The sequence below is a fragment of the Vineibacter terrae genome (assembly GCF_008039615.1).
GTDB classification, from domain to species: Bacteria; Pseudomonadota; Alphaproteobacteria; order Reyranellales; family Reyranellaceae; genus Vineibacter; species Vineibacter terrae.
In genome coordinates, this window is the sequence record NZ_VDUZ01000018.1 from 1 (window position 1) to 16,835 (window position 16,835).

The 16,835-nt window shown below is 68.6% G+C and carries 14 protein-coding genes and 1 tRNA gene; 7 read left to right on the top strand and 8 right to left on the bottom strand.

All coding sequences use genetic code 11. From position 1 onward, the window contains the following. Positions 1 to 109 precede the first annotated feature (109 nt). Both FHP25_RS16630 and FHP25_RS16635 read right to left on the bottom strand, forming a co-directional pair. Positions 110 to 487 (bottom strand): hypothetical protein, encoded by a 378-nt coding sequence (locus tag FHP25_RS16630; RefSeq protein WP_147848069.1) that lies wholly within the window; start codon positions 485 to 487, stop codon positions 110 to 112. 253 nt (positions 488 to 740) lie between these two features. Continuing rightward, a tRNA-Arg gene (locus tag FHP25_RS16635) sits at positions 741 to 817 on the bottom strand. A 155-nt stretch (positions 818 to 972) separates the two neighbouring features. On the opposite strand from FHP25_RS16635, the gene FHP25_RS16640 reads away from it, so the two are divergent. Further along, positions 973 to 1,782 carry an enoyl-CoA hydratase/isomerase family protein gene (locus FHP25_RS16640; RefSeq protein ID WP_147848070.1) on the top strand — a complete coding sequence of 270 codons (810 nt, stop codon included), beginning with the start codon at positions 973 to 975 and terminating at the stop codon, positions 1,780 to 1,782. Between the two features lie 115 nt (positions 1,783 to 1,897). Here FHP25_RS16640 and FHP25_RS16645 read toward each other — a convergent pair whose 3' ends face one another. Both FHP25_RS16645 and phaR read right to left on the bottom strand, forming a co-directional pair. Continuing rightward, entirely contained in the window at positions 1,898 to 2,104 is a 207-nt protein-coding gene (locus FHP25_RS16645) for a DUF1289 domain-containing protein (protein WP_147848071.1), read from the bottom strand. 62 nt (positions 2,105 to 2,166) lie between these two features. Then, the gene (phaR, locus tag FHP25_RS16650; protein WP_147848072.1) at positions 2,167 to 2,850 is read right to left on the bottom strand and encodes a polyhydroxyalkanoate synthesis repressor PhaR; all 684 of its coding nucleotides are present in this window, start codon (positions 2,848 to 2,850) and stop codon (positions 2,167 to 2,169) included. A gap of 159 nt (positions 2,851 to 3,009) precedes the next feature. On the opposite strand from phaR, the gene FHP25_RS41870 reads away from it, so the two are divergent. Both FHP25_RS41870 and FHP25_RS16655 read left to right on the top strand, forming a co-directional pair. Beyond that, entirely contained in the window at positions 3,010 to 3,414 is a 405-nt protein-coding gene (locus FHP25_RS41870; protein ID WP_231712353.1) for a hypothetical protein, read from the top strand. A gap of 79 nt (positions 3,415 to 3,493) precedes the next feature. Beyond that, positions 3,494 to 4,534, top strand: coding sequence for an alpha/beta fold hydrolase (locus tag FHP25_RS16655; RefSeq protein WP_231712354.1), 1,041 nt, complete (start codon positions 3,494 to 3,496; stop codon positions 4,532 to 4,534). A 220-nt stretch (positions 4,535 to 4,754) separates the two neighbouring features. On the opposite strand, the gene FHP25_RS16660 is transcribed toward FHP25_RS16655, so the two are convergent. The 3 genes from FHP25_RS16660 to FHP25_RS16670 all read right to left on the bottom strand — a co-directional run bounded on the left by FHP25_RS16660 (position 4,755) and on the right by FHP25_RS16670 (position 9,989). Then, positions 4,755 to 6,473 (bottom strand): AMP-binding protein, encoded by a 1,719-nt coding sequence (locus FHP25_RS16660; RefSeq protein ID WP_147848074.1) that lies wholly within the window; start codon positions 6,471 to 6,473, stop codon positions 4,755 to 4,757. A gap of 104 nt (positions 6,474 to 6,577) precedes the next feature. After that, positions 6,578 to 8,278 (bottom strand): IlvD/Edd family dehydratase, encoded by a 1,701-nt coding sequence (locus FHP25_RS16665; RefSeq protein ID WP_147848075.1) that lies wholly within the window; start codon positions 8,276 to 8,278, stop codon positions 6,578 to 6,580. Between the two features lie 175 nt (positions 8,279 to 8,453). Continuing rightward, positions 8,454 to 9,989, bottom strand: a complete 1,536-nt coding sequence (locus tag FHP25_RS16670) for an acyl-CoA synthetase (protein ID WP_147848076.1) — start codon at positions 9,987 to 9,989, stop codon at positions 8,454 to 8,456. A gap of 153 nt (positions 9,990 to 10,142) precedes the next feature. Between FHP25_RS16670 and FHP25_RS16675 the strand changes: the two genes are divergently transcribed. The 4 genes from FHP25_RS16675 (at position 10,143) to FHP25_RS16690 (ending at position 16,653) form a co-directional block, all read left to right on the top strand. Then, positions 10,143 to 13,553 (top strand): carboxyl transferase domain-containing protein, encoded by a 3,411-nt coding sequence (locus FHP25_RS16675; RefSeq protein WP_147848077.1) that lies wholly within the window; start codon positions 10,143 to 10,145, stop codon positions 13,551 to 13,553. Between the two features lie 298 nt (positions 13,554 to 13,851). Beyond that, the gene (locus FHP25_RS16680) at positions 13,852 to 15,027 is read left to right on the top strand and encodes an acetyl-CoA C-acetyltransferase (RefSeq protein WP_147848078.1); all 1,176 of its coding nucleotides are present in this window, start codon (positions 13,852 to 13,854) and stop codon (positions 15,025 to 15,027) included. A gap of 292 nt (positions 15,028 to 15,319) precedes the next feature. Then, positions 15,320 to 16,042 (top strand): acetoacetyl-CoA reductase, encoded by a 723-nt coding sequence (phbB, locus tag FHP25_RS16685; protein WP_147848079.1) that lies wholly within the window; start codon positions 15,320 to 15,322, stop codon positions 16,040 to 16,042. Between the two features lie 137 nt (positions 16,043 to 16,179). Next, positions 16,180 to 16,653 carry a nuclear transport factor 2 family protein gene (locus FHP25_RS16690; protein ID WP_147848187.1) on the top strand — a complete coding sequence of 158 codons (474 nt, stop codon included), beginning with the start codon at positions 16,180 to 16,182 and terminating at the stop codon, positions 16,651 to 16,653. 55 nt (positions 16,654 to 16,708) lie between these two features. Here FHP25_RS16690 and FHP25_RS16695 read toward each other — a convergent pair whose 3' ends face one another. Further along, the gene (locus FHP25_RS16695; protein WP_147848080.1) at positions 16,709 to 16,834 is read right to left on the bottom strand and encodes a DUF2474 family protein; all 126 of its coding nucleotides are present in this window, start codon (positions 16,832 to 16,834) and stop codon (positions 16,709 to 16,711) included. Between the last annotated feature and the right edge of the window lies 1 nt (position 16,835).

Below are 16,835 nucleotides of genomic sequence, written 5' to 3' on the forward strand. Positions count from 1 at the left end.
TTGCTACGATCCGTCCTCAGCAGGGGCTCGATCACCGACCATTGCTCATCACTCAGCGGCCGCCTGTTCATTGCTGCAACTCACGCAAAGAACAGCTTTGAATCAAATTTCATTCCGAGTGACAAGTAAGATGTGACTCGGTTTGAAAACAGGCCCTAATACCGTGGTACGCGTTGACCACGATCACGGACTTTATTCGACTGCTCATCCAGTCGTTGTGGCGCGGCAACGCCTGGGCCTGTCTATATTGCCCTGCGCGATCTACTATGAAGACGGGAATGTCTCTTATACTTTTATAAGAAACGCACCCATCGGTCAGCTGCCGAACATCTGGGACAAACCCGAAGCAAATCCCGAATAGGTCGATGTTGTGCGGTTGTCTTAACGGGGCACCGAACTCGTCATCTTCGATGCCGGCACGGCGCACGAGCCGCTCCATCGAGGCCCAATCGGCGATGCCCTGTCGCTTCATCTCATCGGCGATCATGTCACGCACTGGTGCTTAGCCGGGACCGGTCGAGGGCGCGCTTGCGTTCGGGTTTCGGATCATCGCCGCGAAATCTCGGTGGCTCAGGTGGCCCCATGTGCCGTGCCTCGGGGCGGGGCAAGGTTCGGCCATGATGGTGATGGCCGGAACACGCGTGTCCAATCCGTGTCCATATAACGTGCGCGTTCCTGCGTCGTTCTGCGCGATCGTGCGCTGAACCCGGCTCAAGCAATCGGTTAAGCTATTGAAATTCTGGCGGACCCGGCGAGATTCGAACTCACGACCTCTGCCTTCGGAGGGCAGCGCTCTATCCAGCTGAGCTACGGGTCCTGCGCCAAGAAGCGGACCTTGGTCCGACGCGGCGGACCATACTGGATCGGCGGGTGGGGGGCAACCGTGTGGTTGGGTGGCATCGGGCGTCCGGGCAGGCTAGCGTGCGGCCGATCAGCCGGCAGCCGGCAGGGAAGGGAGCCTCAGGCGAAGCTATGTCCGAACCATCCGTGCGCATCGAGAAGGGGCTGGAGCCGCAGGGCCGGATCGCCGTCGTCCGCTTCGACCGCGGCGACAATATCAACGCGCTGTCGATGGCGGCGATCCGCGCGCTCACCGATGCCGCGCGCTCGTTCGAGGACGATGTCGACACCTCGGTGGTGGTCCTGACGGGCACCGCGCGCGCCTTCTCGGCCGGCTTCGACCTCAAGGAACCCGCGGGCAAGGCCCGCGGCACGCTGCCGCTGGGCCAGCGCCGCATCGCATTGCGCAACGGCCCGCGCCTGGCGCGCGCATGGTACGAGATGGACCAGGTCACGATCTGCGCCATCGAAGGCCATTGCATCGGCGGCGGCGTCGCGCTCGCGGTGGCGCTCGACTTCCGCTTCTGCGGCCGCAGCGCGCATTTCCGTGTGCCCGAGATCGAGCTCGGCATGAACATGACCTGGGGCTCCGTGCCGCGCATGCTGCAGCTCATGGGCCCGGCGCGCACCAAGCAGGCCGTGATCCTGGCATCGGACCGCATCTCCGCCGCCGAAGCCTATGACTGGCGGCTGGTCGAGAAAGTGGTCGACGACGGCCAGGCTTTTGCCGCCGCGATGGCCTTCGCCGAGCGTATCGCGGCGCAGCCGCCGATCCCGGTGCAGATGACCAAGCAGACGGTCAATCGCCTGGCCGGGGCGCTGGATGATCTGGCGAGCCAGATGGAGATGGACCAGTTCGCGCTGGCCACCGCCAGCGACGATCACCGCGAGGGCGTCGAGGCCTTCATCGCCAAGCGCAAGCCGGTGTTCCGCGGACGATAGTTCCTGGGATCGCGGGTCACTGGCTCGCATCGGCATGTAGCGCCGACCGCGATGATTTCGCCCTTCGCTTCGCGGCGGGCGAACGCGGACGGGACGCCAGCGGTCCAGAAAGACCCTACGCCGCCTTCGTCGGATCGGGCCGGCCGGGCAATGCCTCCAGTACGGCCAGGCGCTGCTCGTCGGTCATCACCACCCAGCGCGAGATCTCGTCCAGCGTGCGCTTGCAGCCACGGCACAGGCCACTTTGCGGGTCGATGATGCACACCGACACGCAGGGCGACACGATGGGCCGGCGCTGCGGCCGTGGAGCTGGGTCGGTCATGGGTGCACCATGCCAGCCGGTCATCCGGTCATCCCCGGCCGGGCCCGGGATGACCTGGCGGCTCAGCCCTCGCGCCGGGTCGAGATCTGGCTGAGCTGGCTCTGCAGCTCCTCCAGCTTGCGGCGCAGCTCGTCGATCGCCTGCGAGGCGTTGCCGCCGTCGCGCTGGCTTTCCGGCGGTGGCGGCGCCACCGGCGCGACCGGCGGCGTGGCGCCGTTGTCGCGCGCGTCGGCGGCCGGTGGCGCGGCACCCTGGCCGCCCACGCCCGGCATCCCCGCCATGAACGGGTTGAACATCTTCATGGCCTGCTCGAACATGGCCATGCTCTGGCGCGTCTGCTGCTCCATCTGGGCGAACGGGTTGAAGCCGAAGGCGCCCTGCATCGCCTTGCGCATCTGCTCCTGGTTCTTGGCGAAACTCTGCATCGCCATTTCCAGGTACTGCGGCACCAGCCCCTGCAAATTGTCGCCGTAGAAGCCGATGAGCTGGCGCAGGAAGGAGATCGGCAGCAGGTTCTGCCCCTTGCTTTCCTCCTCGAAGATGATCTGCGTCAGGACCGAGCGCGTGATGTCCTCGCCGCTCTTGGCGTCGTAGACCACGAAGTCGGTCTTGTCCTTCACCATCTGCGCCAGATGGTCGAGGGTGACATACATCGAGGTCGACGTGTTGTAGAGGCGCCGGTTGGCGTACTTCTTGATAACCACCGGCGCCGGTTTCGCGCTCGGTGCACTCTCCGCTGCGGCCATGTCGAGCCTCGCACGGTTTCGGATGTGGCGCTGCGTCTACTGCGCTGCACAAAAAAGAAATGTAGCGCCCGACAGGGGGATCGACAAGGGCGGTGTGCGTTGCGAAAGAAACGGCGACGGCCGGATGCTGCGCAGCATGGGCTCGGTTATACTCGCATCATGGCCGATGACACCAACTATGATGCGCTCGCCAAGCGCTATCTCGATCTGTGGCAGAGCCAGCTTTCGGCCCTGTCCACGGATCGCCAGCTCACCGAGACCATGGCGCGGCTGCTGGCCACCACCAACGCCAGCATGGCGGCCGCCTTCGACACCGCGCGGAGGACACACAACGATGCGCGACAACGCGACGGTGCCGGCAACGCCGCGCCAAGGGCCCCGGCCGCTGCCGCTGCACCTGCTGACGGCGCTGCAAACCTGGGGGAGCTGCGAGCTCGGCTTGACGCCCTCGAACGGCGGGTTGCCGCGCTCGAATCCCGACCCCGCCGCCGGCCAGCCAAGCGCAAGCCCAAATCCAGCCGCAAGCCCAGACCCGACCGCGATCCGCCTCAGTCCGCCGGCTGAGGCCGCCGCCGACCCCGCGGCCTTCCGCGCCGCCCTGCGCCGCGAGATTCTGCGGCGGCTGGATCAGCTCGCGGCTGGCGTGCTCGCCTACCGCCAGCACCCGGCGCAGCGGCCGCTCGATGATCCGCCGCCGATCTGGCATGAGGGCGCCACCTGCCTGCGCGATGTCGGTGCCGCAAGCGGCGTGTCGGCGGCCGCCGATGCCGTGCCGATCGTCGTCGCGCCATCGCTGATCAACCGCTGGCAGGTGCTGGACCTCGCGCCGGGCAAGAGCTTCGTGCGGGCGCTGGCGGCCGAGGGATTCCGGCCGCTGATCGTCGACTGGGGCACGCCAGGGCCGGCCGAGCGTGACCTGGATGCGGCCGGCTGCGTCGAGCGCCTGGCGCGGGCGCTGGATTATGTGGTGGCCACGCGCGGCCGCCCGATCCCGGTGCTGGGCTATTGCATGGGTGGAACCCTGACGGTGGCCCTGGCCGCGATCCGGCCGCAGTCCGTGTCAGCGCTGGCGGCGCTGGCGGCGCCCTGGGATTTCCATGCCGACCGCACCGGGCAGGGCCTGCTGGTCAGCGTCGGGCCGGCGCTGGCCGAGATGGCGCGTGCCGCCGGCGAGCTGCCGATCGACCTCATCCAGACGCTGTTCTATTCGCTCGATCCCTGGCTGGTGGTGAACAAGTTCCTGCGCTTCGCAGCCATGGACATGACCTCCGACGCGGCGCGCGATTTCGTGCTGCTGGAAGACTGGCTCAACGACGGCGCGCCGCTGCCGGGGCAGGTGGCGCACGACTGCCTGATCGGCTGGTATGGCGACAACCTCACCGGCAAGGGGCTCTGGATGGTGGGCGGCCAGCCGGTGCGGCCGCGTGCCATCGCCACCCCGGCGCTGGTCGTCATCCCGGGCAGCGATCGCATCGTGCCGCCGCTGTCGGCGGCCGGCCTGGTGGGGCAGGACGGCCTGCCCAATGCCCGGCGCCTCGACCTGCCGCTGGGCCATATCGGCATGATGGTTGGCAGCAGCGCCGCCAAGCGCTGCTGGCGGCCGGTGGTCGACTGGCTGCGCGACCGCCATCTCGGGCATATGGCGGCGACATCGGTGCAAGACGCATCGTCGCGCGCGCAATGATGAAGCGGCTCCTTGATTTGTGGGAGACCGATGATTTCTTGCTTCAACTGTGTTAAGGTATGCCGTCCTGCAATCACGCGGGAGGTAGCAATGGCCAAAGGTCAGAAGAAATCAGGCAGAGAGCCCAAGAAGCCGAAGAAAGAAGCCAAGGGCAAGTAGTCGCCTCGGTCATCTTCCCGACGCGGCCGAGCCGGGAAGATGGCCATCCAAGCCCGCGACGTCACGCGGAGCGATCGGACTGAAGATCAGGAAAGTCGGACTCCGAGAACCGGATTCTCGGCGTCGTGGGCTGCGCATCGCGCTCATGCTCGATGCGGCGCAGCTGCACGCGCCGGATCTTGCCGGAGATCGTCTTGGGCAGGTCGGTCACGAACTCGATCTGGCGGATGCGCTTGAACGGCGCCAGCCGGCCGCGCGTGTGCCGGAAGATCGAGAGCGCCGTGGCCGCGTCCGGCTTGGCGCCGGGCACCAGCGCGACATAGGCCTTGGGCACCGACAGACGGATCGCGTCGGGGGCCGGCACCACCGCGGCCTCGGCCACGGCATCGTGCTCGATCAGCACGCTCTCGAGCTCGAACGGGCTGATGCGGTAGTCCGATGACTTGAAGACATCGTCGGCGCGCCCGACGAAATGGAAGTAGCCGTCATCGTCCAGGTAGGCCACGTCGCCGGTGCGGTAGACCGCGGCGGCGGCGCTGGCGACGTCGCCGGCAGCGTCCTGGTAGCCCTGCATCAGGCCGGCCGGTCGTTGCGGTCCCAGGGTGATGCTGACCTCGCCTTCGCGCGCGGCGTTGCCGTCCGGATCCAGCACCTGGATGTGATAGCCCGGCAACGGCCGGCCCATCGACCCTTCCTTGACCGGCTGGCCCGGCGGGTTCGCGATCTGGGCGGTGGTCTCGGTCTGGCCGTAGCCGTCGCGGATCACCAGCCCCCAGGCCTGCCTGACCTGGTCGATGACCTCAGGGTTGAGCGGCTCGCCGGCGCTGCAGACCTCGCGCAGCGCGGTCTTGCAGGCGGCCAGATCCTCCTGGATCAGCAGGCGCCACACGGTCGGCGGGGCGCAGATCGTCGTCACGGCGCAGCGCTGCAGCGTCGCCAGCAGGCTCTTCGCCTCGAACCGGGGCTGGTTGACCACGAAGATGGTGGCGCCGGCATTCCAGGGCGTGAAGAACGAGCTCCAGGCGTGCTTGGCCCATCCCGGTGACGAGATGTTCATGTGGATGTCCCCTGGCTGCAGCCCGAGCCAGTACATCGTTGACAGCGCGCCGACGGGATAGCTGCGGTGGCTGTGCCGGACCAGCTTGGGCTTCGACGTCGTGCCCGACGTGAAATAGAGCAGCATCGGATCGTCGGCTGCCGTCGCGCCGTCCGGCGCGAAGGTGTCGGCATGGCCGGTCGCTTCGGCGTAGGAGCGCCAGCCGGCGCTGGCATCGGGCGCCGTGACGATCTTGGTGACACCGTCGGCGCGCAGGCTGTCGAACTTCGCGACCTGGTCGGCGCCGGCGACGACGAAGCGCGCGCGGCCGCGCTCGAGCCGGTCGGCCAGCTCGTCGGGCGTGAGCAGGGTCGTGGCCGGGATCACGACCGCGCCCAGCTTGATGGCCGCAAGCATCGTCTCCCACAGCGGCACGACATTGCCCAGCACCAGCAGCAGGGGATCGCCGCGCCGCAGCCCCAGCGCGCGCAGGAAATTGGCCACCTGGTTGGACCGGCGCGACAGCTCGGCGAAGCTCAGCCTGGCTTCGTCGCCGCTGGCGGTGTCGACGATCCACAGCCCCGGCCGGTCGCGCAGCGCCGGATCCTGCGCCAGGCCGGCATCGAACCAGTCCAATGCCCAGTTGAACGGCACCGGCTCGGGCCAGCGGAAGCCGGCGACGGCAGCCGCGTAATCGACGCGGTACTGCAACAGGAATTCACGTGCTTCTCTGAAGGTCGGCATCCCACTCTCCTGCCAGTCTGTCATCACGAGCGTAGCGAGGGATCTCCTGGGAATGGAGTCTCCATTCGCGGGAGATCCCTCGCTGCGCTCGGGATGACGGTTCGTTACTTCGGCGCTTCGACCAGGAAGTCGAAGTCGCAGCCCTGGTCGGCCTGCAGCACGCTGCGCTGGAACAGGCCGGCATAGCCGCGCGCCGGGGTCGTGACCTCGGCCGGCGGGCGCCAGGCCTGGCGCCGCGCGTCCAGTGTCGCGGTATCGACCAGCAGCTCGATGCGCCGCGCCGGCACGTCGAGGCGGATGCGGTCGCCGGTCCGGACCAGCGCCAGCGGCCCGCCGATGGCGGCCTCGGGCGTGATGTGCAGCACGATGGTGCCGAACGCCGTGCCGCTCATGCGCGCGTCCGATATGCGCACCATGTCCTTCACGCCCCGCCGCGCCAGCTTGCGCGGGATCGGCATGTAGCCGGCCTCGGGCATGCCCGGCGCGCCCTTGGGGCCGGCATTGCGCAGCACCAGCACGTCGTCCTTGGTGACATCCAGGCCGTCGTCGTCGATGCGCAAGGTCATGTCCTCGACCGAATCGAAGACCACGGCGCGGCCGGTATGCTGCATCAGCCCGGGCGAGGCCGCCGACTGCTTGATCACCGCGCCGCGCGGCGCCAGGTTGCCGCGCAGCACCGCCATCGCGCCGGTGCTGGAAAGCGCCGTGGCGCGGGTTCGGATGATGGTCTGGCCCGGCACGTCAGGCGCGGCGTCGATCGCCGCTCCCAGGGTCTGGCCGGAAATGGTCATGGCGTCGAGCGCCAGCAGCTCGCGCACCTCGCGCAGCATGCGCATGGTGCCGCCGGCCCAGTGGAAATGCTCCAGGTAGTGCTCGCCCGAGGGCTTGAGGTCGGCCAGCACCGGCACCTCGCGGCCCAGCTGGTCGACCTCGTCGAGGTCGATCGCGATGCCGCAGCGGCCGGCGATCGCCGTCAGGTGCACCAGCCCGTTGGTCGAGCCACCCAGAGCCTGCAAGGTCACCAGGGCGTTGCGGAAGGCTGCCTTGGTCATGATCTCGCGCGGCCGCTGGCCGCCTTTGGCCAGGGCCACGGCGCGCGCGCCCGACGCCTCGGCGGCGCGCAGCCGGTCGGCATGCGTCGCCGGGATCGAGCCGCTGCCGGGCAGCGACATGCCCAGCGCCTCGGTGACGCAGGCCATGGTGCTGGCCGTGCCCATCACCATGCAGGTGCCCGTGGTCGGTGCCAGGCGGCCGCTGACCTCCTCGATCTCGTCTTCGGAGAAGGTGCCGGCGCGGTGCTGGCCCCACAGCCGGCGGCAGTCGGTGCAGGCGCCCAGCACCTCGCCCTTGTAGTGGCCCACCAGCATCGGGCCGGTCACCAGCATGATGGCGGGGATGTCAGCGCTGGCCGCGGCCATGAGCTGCGCCGGCACGGTCTTGTCGCAGCCGCCGATCAGCACCACCGCATCCATCGGCTGGGCGCGGATCATCTCCTCGGTGTCCATCGCCATCAGGTTGCGCAGGAACATGCTGGTGGGATTGGAGAACGACTCGTGGATCGACACGGTCGGGAACGACATCGGCAGCCCACCGGCCAGCATCACGCCGCGCTTCACCGCGTCGATCAGCTTGGGCACGTTGCCATGGCAGGGATTGAAGTCGCTGAACGTGTCGGTGATGCCCACGATCGGCCGGTCGAGCGCATCGTCGCTGTAGCCCATCGCCTTGATGAAGGCCTTGCGCAGGAACAGCGAAAAGCCGGGGTCGCCGTAGCTGGCCAGCCCCTTGCGCATGCCTGTGGCCATGGTGCTTCTCCTCTTCCTTCCCCACGCAGTGGGGAAGGTGCCCGAATACGACATATCGACGCCTTGCGTCGATATGTCGGGGATGGGGAGCCGACGTGGTCCTGACTACTGAGACCTCGTCGGCTCCCCTCCGCCCTTCGGGGCACCTCCCCAGCTTCGCTGGGGAGGAATAACACTATATCTGCCTTCCCGCCTTTTCCCAGTACGGGGCGCGGAGCTTGCGCTTGAAGATCTTGCCCGAGTCCTCGCGCGGCAGCCCGTGCTCGAACTTGATCAGCTTCGGCACCTTGTAGCCGGCGGTGCGCTCGCGCAGGAAGGTGCGCACGGCATCGGTCGTCAGCTCGGCGCCTTCCTGCGGCTCGACATAGGCGGCCAGCGATTCGCCGTACTCGTCGTCGGGGATGCCGAACACGGCGCAGTCCTGCACGCCGGGCATGCCGATCAGCACCGCCTCGATCTCGGCCGGATAGATGTTGACGCCGCCGGAGATCACCATGTCGCGCACGCGATCGCACAGGAAGAGGTAGCCGTCCTCGTCGACATAGCCCACGTCGCCGCAGGTCACGAGGCCCTGGCGGTCGACCTCGCGGCGCTTGTCGTCCATGCGGTTGTAGGTGAAGTCGGGAAAGCCGTCGAGCTTCAGGTAGACCTCGCCGATCTCGCCCGGGCCCAGCTCCTTGCCGGCCACGTCGAAGATCTTCACGGTGCCGCCGGGCACCGGCCGGCCCACCGTGCCCGGCTTCTTCAGCGCTTCTTCCGATGAATGGAAAACCACGGCGCCGGTCTCGGTGCCGCCGTAGTACTCGTTGATCACCGGTCCCCACCACTCGATCATCTGGCGCTTCACGTCGGGCGGGCAGGGGGCCGCGGCATGCACCACGAACTGCAGCGACGAGAGATCGTACTTGCGGCGCACCTCGGGCGGCAGCTTGAGCAGCCGCACGAACATGGTGGGCACCATGTGCAGGTGGGTGATGCGATGCTGCTCGATCAGGCGCAGCAGCTCCTCGGAGTCGAAGCGCGGCTGCAGCACCACCAGCTCGCCGTCGCGCGCCGCCGCCAGCGCATAGGCGTTGGGCGCCGAGTGATAGATCGGGCCGGTCACCACCGTGCGCACCCCGGTGCCGGGGCGCACGCCGAAGACATAGGCCAGCCGCTCGGTCGCCACGGCCTGCAGCTCCGGCCCGGCCGGCTCGCGGCGCACCCCCTTGGGACGGCCGGTCGTGCCCGACGTGTAGATCATGTTGCTGCGCGTGGCGCGCGGCGGCTCCGTCCACACGGGCTGCCGGGCGACCCAGTCGTCCCAGGCGGTGGCGCCCGGCGGCACGGCGCAGGCGGCAGCATCGATGCCGTAGGCGTCCCGCACCTCCGGCGGCGTCGGCACGACGAAGATGCTGACATCGGCCGGGATGCCGTCCTTGATCTGGGGCAGCAGGTCGGCATGCACCACCACGGCCTTGGCGCCGCAGTCGCGCACGATGTAGCCGGCCTCGTCGGCCTTGAAATGCCAGTTCACGGGCACGGCGTAGGCGCCCACCAGGCTGGCCCCGATCGCCGCCTCGAAGAACGCGAAATCGTTGCGCAGCACCATCGCCACGGCGCCGTCCTCGCCGATGCCCAGGGATGCGAAGCCCGACGCGGCGCGCGCGCCGCGCTCGAGCATCGTCGCCTGCTTCAGTTCGCGTGTGCCGCTGAGGATGTGCCCGTCCATGTGCGATACTCCCGTTTGCCGTTGCGCCGACGGTAGCGAGGAATTCGCATCATCGGCTAGATGTGTTGCGTCGCATGGGCCGACAAACGGGTTGCCTGGCGGAATGCACGGCAGGATCGTCCTTCACGCAGCGCGGAAGCAGGAACGCAAACGATGATCAGGAAGCTGTTGATCGCCAACCGGGCCGAGATCGCCATCCGTATCGCGCGCACGGCGGCCGAGATGGACATCGCCACGGTCGGTATCTTCTCCGAGGACGACGCCACCTCGCTGCACACGCGCAAGGTCGACACGGCGCAGGCGCTGCGCGGCACCGGCGTGGCGGCCTATCTCGACATCGAGCAGATCATCCAGGCCGCGCGTGACATGCAATGCGACGCCGTTCATCCCGGCTACGGCTTCCTGAGCGAGAACGCCGCCCTGGCGCGGCGCTGCGAGGAAGCCGGCCTCGTCTTTGTCGGCCCGCGGCCCGAGACCCTGGCCACGTTCGGCGACAAGGCGCAGGCGCGGGCCCTGGCCCGCGACTGCAAGATACCGGTGCCGCCGGGCACTTCGGGGCCGACCTCGCTCGATGAGGCGCGCCAGTTCCTGGCGGCGCTCGGCGAGGGCGCCGCCGTGATGCTCAAGGCCGTGGCCGGCGGCGGCGGCCGCGGCATGCGGCCGGTGCACCATCCCGACGAGCTGGAGGCGGCCTATGCGCGCTGCGCGTCGGAGGCGCAGCAGGCCTTCGGCGACGGCGCCCTCTATGTCGAGCAGCTCCTGCCGCTGGTGCGCCATATCGAGGTGCAGGTGGCCGGCGACGGCACCGGCGCGGTCTGCCATCTGTGGGACCGCGACTGCTCCGTGCAGCGCCAGCGCCAGAAGCTGGTCGAGATCGCGCCGGCGGCGCACCTGCCTGCCGACATGCGCGCCGACCTGCTGCGCGCCGCCACGACCCTGACGGCGGCCGCGCGCTACGCCAATCTGGGCACGGTCGAGTTCCTGGTCGACGCCACGCCGGGCGGCAAGCCGCGGTTCTTCTTCGTCGAGGCCAATGCGCGCCTGCAGGTCGAGCATACGGTGACCGAGGAGGTGCTGGGGCTCGATCTGGTCCGCCTGCAGCTCGAGATCGCGGGCGGCCGCACGCTGGCGGCGCTGGGCCTGACGCAGGAGCAAGTGCCGGCGCCACGCGGCACGGCGGTGCAGGTGCGCATCAACATGGAGACCATGGCGGCGGACGGCACCAGCCGGCCGACCGGCGGCACGCTGTCCGCCTACGATCCGCCGTCGGGGCCGGGCGTGCGCGTCGACGGCTTCGGCTATGCCGGCTACCGCACCGGCGTGCGCTTCGATTCGCTGCTGGCCAAGCTGATCGTGCACGCCGGCGCCGGCGACCTGGCGGCCGCGATCGCCAAGGCCTACCGCGCCCTGTGCGAGTTCCGCATCTCGGGCGTCGCCACCAACACCGCCTTCCTGCAGAACCTGCTGCACCACCCCGACATGGCGGCCGGCCGCGTCCATACCCGCTTCGTCGAGGCGCACATCACGGCCCTGCTGGCGCCGGCCGACGCCGACCATGCGCGACTGTTCTTCGAGCCGGCGTCATCGCCGGCGGCGCCGCAGCGCCTGGCCGGCGTGAAGCTCGGCAGCGCCGATCCCCTGGCCGTGCTGGCGCTGGGCAAGCAGGAGGGTCCGGCGCCGTCGGTCGCGTTCGACGAGCTGGTCGCGGGCGCGGCCGGCGAGGTGGAAGGCCCGGAAGGCACGGCGCCGCTGGTGGCGCCGATGCAGGGCACCATCGTCAGCCTGTCGGTGCGCACGGGCGATGCGGTGCGCGCCGGCCAGGCCGTGCTGGTGATGGAAGCGATGAAGATGGAGCACGTGATCACCGCCGATACCGGCGGCATCGTGCGCGAGCTGACGGTGGCGGCGGGCGACACCGTGTTCGAGGGCCATCCGCTGGCATTCGTCGAGCCGGCCGAGGTCGCGGGCGCCGTCGCGGCGCGCGACGATGACGGGGACCTCGATGCCATCCGGCCCGATCTCGCCGAGGTGCTGAAGCGCCAGGCGATCACGCAGGACGCGGCGCGGCCCGACGCGGTGGCGCGCCGGCGCAAGACCGGCCAGCGCACGGCCCGCGAGAACATCGCCGATCTGTGCGACCCCGGCTCGTTCGTCGAGTACGGCGCGCTGACGGTGGCGGCGCGCCGCCAGCGCAACACGCTGGAGGAGCTGATCGAGCGCACGCCGGCCGACGGCATGGTGATGGGGCTGGGCCGCGTCAACGGCGATCAGTTCCCGGACGAGCGCGCGCGGGTGGCGGCGATCGCCTACGACTACACCGTGCTGGCCGGCACGCAGGGCTACAAGAACCACGAGAAGAAGGACCGCATGTTCGAGCTGGCGACGCATTGGCGCCTGCCGGTGGTGTTCTTCACCGAGGGCGGCGGCGGCCGGCCCGGCGACACCGACGGCGTCTTCGCCGGCCAGCTGCATACCCGCGCCTTCGAGCTGTTCAACAAGCTCTCCGGCCTGGTGCCGCTGGTCGGCGTCGTGTCGGGCCGCTGCTTCGCGGGCAACGCCGTCATGCTGGGCTGCTGCGACGTGATCATCGCCACGGCCAACGCCAATATCGGCATGGGCGGTCCGGCGATGATCGAGGGCGGCGGCCTGGGCATCTTCCGGCCCGAGGAGGTCGGGCCGATGAGCGTGCAGGTCGACAACGGCGTGGTCGACATCGCCGTCGCCGACGAGCGGGAAGCCGCGCGCGCCGCCAAGAAGTATCTCTCCTATTTCCAGGGCCCGGTCGGCGCCTGGGACTGCGCCGACCAGCGCCAGCTGCGCAAGCTGATCCCGGAGAACCGGCTGCGCGCCTATGACGTGCGCAAGGTGATCGAGACCCTGGCCGATGCAGGCTCGGTGCTGGAGCTGCGGCCGCGCTTCGGCCGGGCGCTGATCACGGCCTTCATCCGCATCGAAGGCCGGCCGCTGGGGGTGCTCGCCAACAACGCCATGCACCTGGGCGGTGCCATCGACGCCGACGCCGCCGACAAGGCGGCGCGCTTCATGCAGCTGTGCGATGCCTTCGACATTCCGCTGCTGTCGCTGTGCGACACGCCCGGCAACATGGTGGGGCCGGAGGCGGAGAAGGCGGCGCTGGTGCGCCATTGCTGCCGCGTGTTCGTGACCGGCGCCAACCTCACCGTGCCGCTGTTCTCGGTGGTGCTGCGCAAGGCCTACGGGCTGGGAGCGCAGGGCATGGTGGGCGGCAGCTTCCGAGCCCCGTTCTTCGCCGTCGCCTGGCCCACCGCCGAGTTCGGTCCGATGGGGCTGGAAGGCGCGGTGAAGCTGGGCTACCGCAACGAGATCGCGGCCATCACCGACCCGGCCGAGCGCAAGGCGTTCTTCGACCGCATGGTGGCGCAGATGTACGAGAACGGCAAAGGCCTGAGCGCCGCCTCGCTGTTCGAGATCGACGATGTCATCGACCCTGCCGACACGCGGCGCTGGATCATGGCCGGCCTGCGCTCGCTGCCGCCGGCCAAGCCGCGCGAGGGCAAGAAGCGGGCGTGGGTGGACACGTGGTGAGGGACGGTCGCCGGCCCACGGTTTTCCAGGCAGGACCTTGCGGCAGATCAATGTCCACCCGGGCCTGATCTGTACCTTCCTTGCCGCGCACGGCAGCGATGCGCGGTGTCTATGTTGCAATGCAGCATAACCTGTGCGACAAGCTCGCAGACACCGCCCAAGGTGCCGTTGCAGGCGCGGCTTGAGCCGGCCGGAGCGGCGGGTCTAGAGTCGGGCGGTCGCAGTCCCGCGTGGCCATGCTTACCGCGGTCGTGGCGGTCGCCTCGGGCGCCCGGCCGCCTTTTCGGAGGGGATGTTCATGACCGATATCGTCATCGCTGCAGCGGCACGCACGCCGGTCGGCAGCTTCAATGGTGCCTTCGGCGCGCTGCCGGCGCACGAGCTGGGCAAGATTGCCGTCAAGGGCGCGATTGAGCGTGCCGGCGTGAAGCCGGAAGAGGTCGACGAGATCATCCTCGGCCAGATCCTGCAGGCGGGCCAGGGCCAGAACCCGGCGCGCCAGGCGGCGGTGAATGCCGGCGTGCCGGTCGAGAAGACGGCGTTCGCGATCAACCAGCTCTGCGGCTCGGGCCTGCGCGCCGTGGCGCTGGGCTACCAGGCGATCCGCAACGGCGATGCCAGCATCATGGTGGTCGGCGGCCAGGAGAGCATGAGCCAGGCGCCGCACGTGGCGCACATCCGCGACGGCGTGAAGATGGGCGAGCTGAAGTTCGTCGACTCGATGCTCAAGGACGGCCTGTGGGACGCTTTCCACGGCTATCACATGGGCAACACCGCCGAGAACGTGGCCCAGAAGTACCAGATCACCCGCGCCGAGCAGGACGCGTTCGCCTGCTCATCGCAGAACAAGGCCGAGGCGGCGCAGAAGGCCGGCCGCTTCAAGGACGAGATCGTCCCGGTGACCGTGAAGACTCGCAAGGGCGATATCGTGGTCGACGCCGACGAGTTCCCGCGGCACGGCACCACCGTCGAGGCGCTGGGCAAGCTGCGTCCGGCCTTCAGCAAGGACGGCTCGGTCACGGCCGGCAACGCCTCGGGCATCAATGACGGCGCCGCCGCCGTGGTGCTGATGACGGCCGACGAGGCCAAGAAGCGCGGCATCAAGCCGATGGCCAGGATCGTGTCGTGGGCCACGACCGGCGTCGATCCGGCGATCATGGGCATCGGCCCGGTGACCGCCACCAAGAAGGCGCTGGAGAAGGCCGGCTGGACGGTCAAGGACCTCGACCTGGTCGAGGCCAACGAGGCGTTCGCCGCCCAGGCCCTGGCGGTCGGCAAGGAGCTCGGGCTCGACCCGGCCAAGCTCAACGTCAATGGCGGCGCCATCGCCATCGGCCACCCCATCGGCGCCTCGGGTGCGCGCATCCTCACCACGTTGCTGTTCGAGATGCAGAAGCGCGACGCCAAGAAGGGCCTCGCCACGCTGTGCATCGGCGGCGGCATGGGCATCGCCATGTGTGTGGAGCGGGCGTGACGTTTGCTCCTCTCCCGCGAGCGGGAGAGGAAGAGGAAGGGGCCCATCGCGCAGCGATGGGAAGGTGAGGGATCGCAGACCTCGACCTTAGACCCTCTCCGGCCGCCACTGCGCGGCGGCCACCTTCTCCCGCTCGCGCTCCCGCTCGCGGGAGAAGGTTCGTCCATTGTTTTTGCATTGCAGCATGACTGCGAGTGATCTTGCTGCAGTGCAGCATTTTCGCTAGAAGCTGATCCCGGCGGCGCCGCAGGGCGGTGCCGACGGGCAAGAGCGCGAAACCTGGGAGGATAGCATGGCTCGCGTGGCATTGGTCACTGGCGGCACCCGTGGCATCGGTGCGGCCATCTCGAAGATGCTGAAGGACAAGGGCTACACTGTTGCGGCGAACTACGCCGGCAACGAGGTGGCAGCCAAGAAGTTCAAGGAAGAGACCGGCATCGCGGTCTACAAGTTCGACGTCGGCGATTACGCCGCGGTGCAGACGGCCGTGGCGCAGATCGAGAAGGATCTCGGGCCCATCGACGTCGTGGTCAACAACGCCGGCATCACCCGTGACGGCACCATGAAGCGGCTGAGCCGCGATCATTGGGATGCCGTGATCGACACCAATCTCGGGTCCTGCTTCAACGTCTGCAAGGCGGTGTGGGACGGCATGAACGGCCGCGCCTTCGGCCGTATCGTCAATATCGGCTCGATCAACGGCCAGGGCGGCCAGTACGGTCAGGTGAACTACGCCGCCGCCAAGTCCGGCATCCACGGCTTCACCAAGGCGCTGGCCCAGGAAGGCGCCGCCAAGGGCATCACGGTCAATGCCATAGCGCCGGGCTACACCGACACCGACATGGTCTCCGCCGTGCCGGCACCGGTGCTGGAAAAGATCGTCGCCAAGATCCCGGTGGGACGCCTGGGCAAGGCCGACGAGATCGCGCGTGGCGTGGTCTTCCTGGTGGCCGACGATGCCGGCTTCATCACCGGCTCGACGTTGAGCATCAACGGCGGCCAGCACATGTACTGATCCGTCTTCCCGCAGCAGGGAAGGGGCTACAGACACCAACACGACGGCGCGCCATGGCATGGCGCGCCGGTGCGTTTCACCTTTCGCATCCGAAGCGAGCTCCTGCCCGAGCATCGTGCTCCTCAATGGAGGCAGAGATGTCCGATGCACGTCCGCCGCTGCCGCCCTTCACACGTGACACCGCCATCCAGAAGGTGCGTGCCGCCGAGGATGGATGGAATACGTGCAACCCGGACAGGGTCGCGCTCGCCTATACCGTCGACAGCCGTTGGCGCAATCGCGCGGAATTCCTGCGTGGCCGTCCGGAGATCATCGCGTTCCTGACGCGCAAATGGAACAAGGAGCTGGAGTATCGTCTGATCAAGGAGCTCTGGGCCTGGGAAGGCAATCGAATCGCCGTCCGCTTCGCCTACGAGTGGCATGACGACTCCGGAAGCTGGTTCCGCTCCTACGGCAACGAAAACTGGGAGTTCGATGACAACGGCCTGATGCGATTGCGCCACGCGTCCATCAACGACCTGCCGATCAATGCGGCCGACCGCAAGTTCCATTGGGATCGGACGGGTCCTCGGCCAGCCGACCATCCTGGACTGACGGATCTTGGGCTTTGACGGCCCATCAGGCAGACCATGGCGGCCGGAAGCTGCTCCGGAATTGTGCCGGGCGCTACGTCAGCGTCAGCTTCATGATCGTGCGCACGGCGTAGGCGAAGCCGCCGATGGCGGCGACGCCGCCAGCCCACAGCAGCACGAACCATCCGATCCGGCGCCACCGTGCGGCTGCGGCGCGCATG